The following is a 6,822-nucleotide window of genomic DNA, read 5'->3' as shown; positions in this document are numbered from 1 at the left end:
ACCCACCGACCCGACCACACCCGCGGGTCCACCCACACCGCCGGGTCAGAGCGCAGCGGACTTCTTCGCGGGACAACCCTTCGGGCTCGCGGTGTACGAGCGCGTCCTCGGCATGGTCCGTGAGCTGGGCCCGGTCGAAGTGCGGGTGTCCACGAGCCAGGTGGCCTTCCGGGTGCGGCGCGGTTTCGCCTACCTCTGGCGCCCGGGCCAGTACCTCCGCAACCCTGCTGCCGAGGTCGTCCTGTCCATCGCCCTCGGTCGCCACGACGAGTCAGCGCGCTTCAAGGAGGTGGCCCACCCGTCGTCGAGGCAGTGGATCCACCACCTCGAGGTGCGCGACCTGGCCGACCTCGACGACGAGGTCTCGGCGTGGCTCCACGAGGCCGCCGCCCGCGCCACCTGACGCCCCCAGACCGGCACGCCGGGACTGAGTGAGGCGCCCGGCCCCCCAGCCGGGCGCCTCACTTGGGGTGGACGCTGGGAGGTCGCCCGCACCCAGCATGACCGTGCGGTTCACGGCATGACAGTGGCAGCGCGGCCCCCGACCGATCGGAAACGGCCACGCGGCCCGGGAGCGGGCCCGGCGGCATACGACCATGGCGTATGCCGCTGGGCTGGGACCCGAGCGTGCGTGTGGGGGGAGGTGGTCGCCCTCGAGGGCTCAGGCGCCGCCGACGGCCTCGATGGGCAGGTCGTGCTCGCGCGCCCAGCCGACCCACTCGGCTGCGGTCCGGCCGCTGAACGCAGCAGCGAACGCGTCGCCCCCGGTGACACCGAGCAGGTCCTCGAGCCGGGCGAGGAAGTGCGGCTCCAGCGCGGCACACGCGATGAAGCCCTCCTTGGCGGCATAGACGGCGTAGCCCGGCAGGGCACCGCCGAGGAGCCCGCCCGGCGCGGTGAGACCGTGACGCAGGGGATCCGCCATCGCCTCCGCCGCAGCCGACAGCGCGACCTCGCTGTAGCGACCCTCACCGGAACGCTCCCGGGCGAAGAGTGCGGCAACGGCGGCCGTGGCGGCTCGTTCAGCCCCCGCCAGGTCGGCGATGAGGGTGGCAGGCAGGTGCGGCGTGTCGCCGTCGCGCGCGGAGAGGAGGCCGTTCACGGCCTGGTAGGTCAGGTCGTGTCCGGGCACCTCCGCGCCCGGACCCGGGTCGCCGACGATCGCGACGTGGTTGAGGCGTGGGTGGCGTGCGTGGACGCCGGCCCAGTCCAGCCCGAGGCGGGCCAGCGCCGACGGCCGGTGCGACGTGATGAAGACGTCCGCAGCGGACAGCAGCGCCTCGATGGCGACCTGTCCCTCCGCCGTCTTGAGGTCGAGCGCCACCACCTCCTGACCCGCGGTGAGCTCGGCGTAGTACGCGGGGGCGACCCGGGCGATGAGGTCACCCGACGGCGGTTCCACCTTCGTCACCGTCGCGCCGAGCGCGGTGAGCCGGGCCGCAGCCACCGGGCCAGGGACGTTCGTTGCGATGCTGACCACGGAGATGCCGTGCAGCGGGGGAGACTCCTGGTTCGTCACGCGCTCGTCCTTTCGCTTCACGCGCCCGTCGTGGGCATGTGTGCAGTCTCCCCGGTCCCGGGCCGATCCGGGCGTCCGGGTGGAAATCGGCAACGTGACATGGGTCGCGGAGCGTTTCGCCGCGACTGTGACTGGCGCTGTCGCGGCCATCGGGACACCGTGTCGATGGGATCGCGCCACACGCAGGCCTGGCGGGTGACCTTGCCTCCTCCGCGTCCTATGGTCGACACCGTGACGCGGCCCTCCACGCGCGCCACGGGAGTCGACTACGACGTCGTCGTGGTCGGCTCCCGGGTCGCGGGCGCACCCACGGCGCTGCTCCTGGCCCGCCGCGGGCTCCGCGTGCTGCTCGTCGACCGGGTCGCTCTGCCCCGGGACACGGTGTCCTCCCACCAGGTCCAGGTCCCCGGCGCTGCCGCCCTGGCTCGATGGGGTCTGCTGGACGAGGTGCGGGCAGGTGGCCACCCCGGAGTCGACACCGCCCGCGTCACCGTCGACGGAGCGACCCTCACCGGCACCTTCCCCGTCGTCGACGGAGTCGGCACCCTCATCAGTCCCCGCCGGACCCGCCTCGACCATCTTCTGGTCCGGGCCGCCCAGGCCGCGGGTGCCGACCTCGCTGACGACGTCACGGTCGACGGACTCATCGTCAACGATGACGTCGACGGCGGTCGCGTCAGCGGTATCCGCGGTCGCACCCGGTCCGGTGGGCGGTTCCAAGCGACCGCCGAGCTCGTCGTCGGTGCGGACGGCAAGAACTCCCGGGTGGCGCAGCTCGTCGGAGCGGCCATGCCGAGACAGCGACCCGGCACGACGGTGGCGCTCTACGGGTACTGGTCGGGAGTTCCCCTCGACCACGCGGAGCTGCACCACGGTCGGGGGTTCGCGGCCGCCGCCTTCCCCACGGATGACTGCCTCACGGTGCTGTTCGCGGCCGTCCCCCTCTCGATGCTCCCTCAGGTCCAGGCCGACTCCGAGGAGGTCCTGCTCGGTGTCCTCGACCGCTGCTCCGACCTCGGAGAGCGGGCCCGATCGGGCCGTCGCGTCGAGCGGGTCCGGGCCACGCCTGACGTTCCGAACGCGGTGCGCGCGGCGCACGGCCCCGGATGGGCCCTCGTCGGTGACGCCGGCCTGGTGCTCGACCCAGTGACGGCGCAGGGGATCTCCAACGCCTTCCTCGGCGCCGAGCTGCTCGCTGTTGCCGTCGGGTCGGCGCTCGACGCGGGTGAGCCCCTCGACTCGCGGCTCGGTGACTACGTGCGTGCCCGTGACGATGCGCTCGGCGGGATGTTCGATGTCACGGTCGGCCTTGCACAGCTGAAGCCCTCGCGGGTGGCCACGGCGATGGTCCGGCAGGCAGCACGCACCCAGGCGCAGTCCGACCGCTTTCTTGCCTTCTTCAGCGGTGCCCTGCCCGCCCGTCAGTACCTGTCGCCGGGAAGTGTCGCCTCACTGCTCGGGTGGCGCGGAGCGCTCTCGCTTCTGCGAGGCGGTCGGCAGCGCGGCGAGCTGGCCGGCGCACTCCCCTCCGCGCCGTAGCACGGCCTATGACGCTGCGAGACCCACGGCGGCGCGGAAGGACTTGCGGTAGGCGCTCGGGGACGTGCGCATCGCCTGGGCGAACCGCTGCCTCAGGGTGACGGCACTGCCGAACCCGGTGATCCGGGCGATCTCCTCGACGGAGCGGTCCGTGTCCTCGAGGAGCTCGCGGACCCGGAGCAGCCGCTGGGTCAGCAGCCACTGGGCCGGCGTGGTTCCGGTCAGCTCGCGGAACCGCCGCGAGAAGTTGCGGGGCGACATGACCGCGACGGCCGCCATCCGCCCGAGCGTGAAGTCCTGCTCCAGGTGGTGGCTCACGTAGTCCATGGCCCGCTGGACCCCGTCGTGCGCGGCGATCTGGGGCACAGGTGCCGGGACGAACTGGGCCTGGCCGCCCTCACGGTGCGGCGGGACGACCATCGACCTGGCGACGTCGCGCGCGACTCCGGCGCCGAGGTCGGAGCGAATGAGGTGCAGGCTGAGGTCGATGCCCGCTGCCGTGCCTGCCGACGTGAGGACCTGGCCGTCGTCGACATAGAGGACGTCCGGGTTGACCCGCACTCGCGGGTACTCGGCCGCGAGACGCGCTGCACGCTTCCAGTGCGTGGTGGCTTCCCGACCGTCGAGGATGCCTGCCGCGGCGAGCGCGAAGGCCCCGGTGCAGAAGGAGACCATTCGGGCGCCCCGCGCGTAGGCGCGCCGAAGTGCGGCGAGGGTCGCGTCGTCGGCGGGCTGCAGGTGGTCGTCAGCTCCGGGGACGATGACGGTGTCCGCGGTGTCCACGGCCTCCAGCCCCTCGGTGATGGTCAGCTCCAGCGGCACCCCCTGCGCCCGTGCGGCGCCGGGGCGCGACGTGCAGAGGTGCACGTCATAGGCATCCCGGCCCACCGAGTCCCGTTGGATGGCGAAGGCCTCGATGGCGACGGCGACCTCGAAGAGGCTGACCTCCCCCGAGACCACGACAGCGATCCGATGTGCCATGCCGGGAGAGGCTACGGCCTGGCTCACTCCACCGGAACTGGCCGCATCGCCAACCTTCGCTGGATTCCGGACAACGGCCGGGCAGGCGAAGCCGCAGGCGCAGGCGCAGGCCAGCTCAGCGGCTCCGGCGGGACGTGCCGAAGATGCTGCGGGTGATCTCGCGACCGATGACCGTCCCGGCCGAGCGGAGCATCGAGCGGAACGCGCCCGAGGAGACCACCTTCTCGACGAGGCCCTCCTCCTCCTTGGGCTCTCGGCCCCGTCTGGGCTCCGGGTCGGGCTCTTCCTCCGGGGTGGGCGCGGCCTCGAGACGCTTGGCGAGCAGCTCGTACGCCGACTCCCGGTCGGCGACCTCGGCGTACTTGCCGGCGAGCGGTGAGGCGGCGATGATCCCGTCGACGGTCGCCTGGGGCGCCGGGTCCATGAGGGAGTTCGGTGCCTTCATCCGGGTCCAGGCGACGGGGGTGGGGACCCCCTTCTCCGACAGGACCGTGACGACGGCCTCGCCGATGCCGAGCGAGGTGAGCAGCTTCTCCATGTCGTACTGCGTGTGCGGGTAGGTGGCGATGGCCTGCTTGAGCGCCTTGGCGTCGTCGGGGGTGAAGGCGCGCAACGCGTGCTGGACACGGTTGCCGAGCTGGGCCAGGACGTCGGCCGGCACGTCCTTCGGCGACTGGGTCACGAAGAAGACGCCGACGCCCTTCGACCGGATGAGCCGCACCGTCTGCTCGATGGCGTCCATGAAGGGCTTGCTCGCGTCGTCGAAGAGCAGGTGGGCCTCGTCGAAGAAGAAGACGAGCTTCGGCTGGTCGAGGTCACCGACCTCCGGAAGGTCGTGGAAGAGGTCGGCGAGCAGCCACATGAGGAAGGTCGAGAACAGCTGCGGCCGGTCCTGGACCTGCGGAAGCTCGAGGCAGGAGATGATGCCCTTGCCGTCGCTCGTGGTCCGGAGCAGGTCGTTGGTGTCGAACTCCGGCTCGCCGAAGAAGGCCTCGGCACCCTGGTCCGCGAAGGTGATGAGGTTGCGCAGGATGACACCGGCGGTGGCCGACGAGAGACCTCCGAGGGACTTGAGGTCCGCCTTGCCCTCGTCGGAGGTCAGGTGGGTGATGACGGCACGCAGGTCCTTGAGGTCGAGCAGGGCGAGGCCGTTCTTGTCGGCGTAGTGGAAGATGAGGCCCAGGCTGCTCTCCTGCGTGTCGTTGAGCCCGAGGACCTTGGACAGGAGCACCGGGCCGAACGAGGTGATCGTCGCCCGCACGGGGATGCCGCTGCCCATGCCGCCGAGCGAGTAGAACTCGGTCGGGTAGCCCCGCCCCGCCCACGGCATGCCGACCGAGGTCGCCCGCTCCGTGATCTTCTCGCCGCCCTCACCGGGGGACGACAGACCGGACAGGTCGCCCTTGATGTCGGCGAGGAAGACGGGGACGCCCTGGTCGGACAGCTGCTCGGCCATGAGCTGGAGCGTCTTGGTCTTGCCCGTGCCGGTCGCGCCGGCCACGAGTCCGTGCCGGTTGAGCACGCCCAGGGGCACCTGGACAGGGGAGTCGGGATGGGCCTCGCCGTCGATCACTGCCGCACCGAGCTTGAGCACACCTCCCTCGAAGGCGTATCCCGCGCGGATCTCGTCGAGCTGGCTCGCTTCAGCTGCTGCATCGGTCACAGCCCGCACTCTAGCCACGACGAGCCCTGCCTAGGTCGCGACCGACCGGGTCGCGAACCGGTCGGGTCGAAGTCGTCCCCCTCGCCTGAGACGTGCCTATAGTGTCGTGGTGATTTTCAAGGCCGTCGGCGACACCCGTCCCTATCCCGACCACGGGCTCGTGACGACCAAGGACTGGTCCAACGTCCCCCCGCGCGTGGTCCAGCTCGGTGAGCTCATCACCACGAAGAGCACGCTCGACCTGCGCGGGCTCCTCGCCGACGACTCGACCTTCTTCGGCGACCTCTTCCCGCACTGCGTCGAGTGGGAGGGTCAGCTCTACCTCGAGGACGGTCTGCACCGTGCCTTGCGTGCCGCACTTCAGCAAAGGCCTGTTTTGCATGCTCGAGTCCTCGTACTCTCCTGACACGGGCGGGGGAGCGCCCCGCCCCGGGTAGAGGAGACCCATGAGCCTGGTCGACGACGAGGACGCCGCGCTGGAGTTCCGCGCGCGTCGGCAGCGGCGGGCCACGGTGACGATCGCGGTCGTCGTGCTCGTCCTCGCCGGCGCGTTCTACTACGCCTCCACCTACTTCCGCGAGACGACGCCCCAGCCGGGGCCGTGCACGACCGTCGTCGCGCCCCCGCCGCTCACGCCGGCGGACGTCTCGATCAACGTCTACAACGCGACCTCGCGCAAGGGTCTCGCGCTGTCCACCTCGAAGGTCGCCGCCCAGCGCGGCTTCAAGATCGCCGCCGTCGCCAACGATCCCCGCAAGAAGACGATCAAGGAGGCCGCCCACATTCGTTACGGCCCAGAGGGGGAGGAGTCGGCGAAGCTGCTCGCCCAGCATGTCAAGGGCGCCAAGCTCGTCCGGGACAAGCGCAAGGGGGACACGATCGACCTTGCCCTCGGCAACGCCTGGAAGAAGTTCGGTCCCGTTCCCACCCCGACGAGTGCTGCCCCCACGCTGCCGCCCTGCCCCACGGTGACCATCGAGGGCTGACCCGGTCGAGTGGCCCCAAACGCACGAGCGTGCCGGCCCCCGTCGAGTGGCCCCAAACGCACGAGCGTGCCGTATGCCGCTGGGCTGGGGCGCCTGTATTCGTGGCCACTCGACGTGGCTGGGTCGAGCGTTCG

7 protein-coding genes are annotated in these 6,822 nt (G+C 71.3%); 4 read left to right on the top strand and 3 right to left on the bottom strand.

The features are described 5' to 3' along the window. The coding region (locus LOY02_RS15010) for a DUF5655 domain-containing protein (RefSeq protein WP_317183170.1) at positions 1-403 on the top strand (403 nt) is incomplete at its 5' end. A gap of 258 nt (positions 404-661) precedes the next feature. Here the strand turns inward: LOY02_RS15010 and LOY02_RS15005 are convergent. After that, the gene (locus tag LOY02_RS15005) at positions 662-1,519 is read right to left on the bottom strand and encodes a CoA transferase (RefSeq protein WP_317183169.1); all 858 of its coding nucleotides are present in this window, start codon (positions 1,517-1,519) and stop codon (positions 662-664) included. Positions 1,520-1,750: 231 nt separating this feature from the next. On the opposite strand from LOY02_RS15005, the gene LOY02_RS15000 reads away from it, so the two are divergent. Further along, positions 1,751-3,058 carry an NAD(P)/FAD-dependent oxidoreductase gene (locus LOY02_RS15000; protein ID WP_317183168.1) on the top strand — a complete coding sequence of 436 codons (1,308 nt, stop codon included), beginning with the start codon at positions 1,751-1,753 and terminating at the stop codon, positions 3,056-3,058. A gap of 6 nt (positions 3,059-3,064) precedes the next feature. On the opposite strand, the gene LOY02_RS14995 is transcribed toward LOY02_RS15000, so the two are convergent. Both LOY02_RS14995 and LOY02_RS14990 read right to left on the bottom strand, forming a co-directional pair. Further along, positions 3,065-4,039, bottom strand: coding sequence for a GlxA family transcriptional regulator (locus LOY02_RS14995; protein ID WP_317183167.1), 975 nt, complete (start codon positions 4,037-4,039; stop codon positions 3,065-3,067). Positions 4,040-4,154: 115 nt separating this feature from the next. Next, a complete protein-coding gene (locus tag LOY02_RS14990; protein ID WP_317183166.1) occupies positions 4,155-5,702 on the bottom strand; it encodes a helicase HerA-like domain-containing protein in 1,548 nt (515 codons plus the stop codon). A gap of 109 nt (positions 5,703-5,811) precedes the next feature. Between LOY02_RS14990 and LOY02_RS14985 the strand changes: the two genes are divergently transcribed. Beyond that, complete coding sequence (locus LOY02_RS14985; protein WP_317183165.1) at positions 5,812-6,108, top strand: type II toxin-antitoxin system VapB family antitoxin; 297 nt, start codon at positions 5,812-5,814, stop codon at positions 6,106-6,108. 40 nt (positions 6,109-6,148) lie between these two features. Next, on the top strand, positions 6,149-6,688 hold the full coding sequence (locus tag LOY02_RS14980; protein WP_317183164.1) for a LytR C-terminal domain-containing protein: 540 nt from the start codon (positions 6,149-6,151) through the stop codon (positions 6,686-6,688). Positions 6,689-6,822 lie beyond the last annotated feature (134 nt).

This window comes from Intrasporangium sp., from assembly GCF_032907665.1.
Lineage (GTDB): Bacteria > Actinomycetota > Actinomycetes > Actinomycetales > Dermatophilaceae > Intrasporangium.
Note: the sequence above shows the minus strand (reverse complement) of the source record. Positions and strands in the feature narration are given on the sequence as shown.

Coding starts and splice junctions, on each gene's coding strand:
- LOY02_RS14995 (WP_317183167.1), bottom strand. CDS start 4,039: ATGGCACATCGGATCGCTGTCGTGGTCTCGGGGGAGGTCAGCCTCTTC.
- LOY02_RS14980 (WP_317183164.1), top strand. CDS start 6,149: ATGAGCCTGGTCGACGACGAGGACGCCGCGCTGGAGTTCCGCGCGCGT.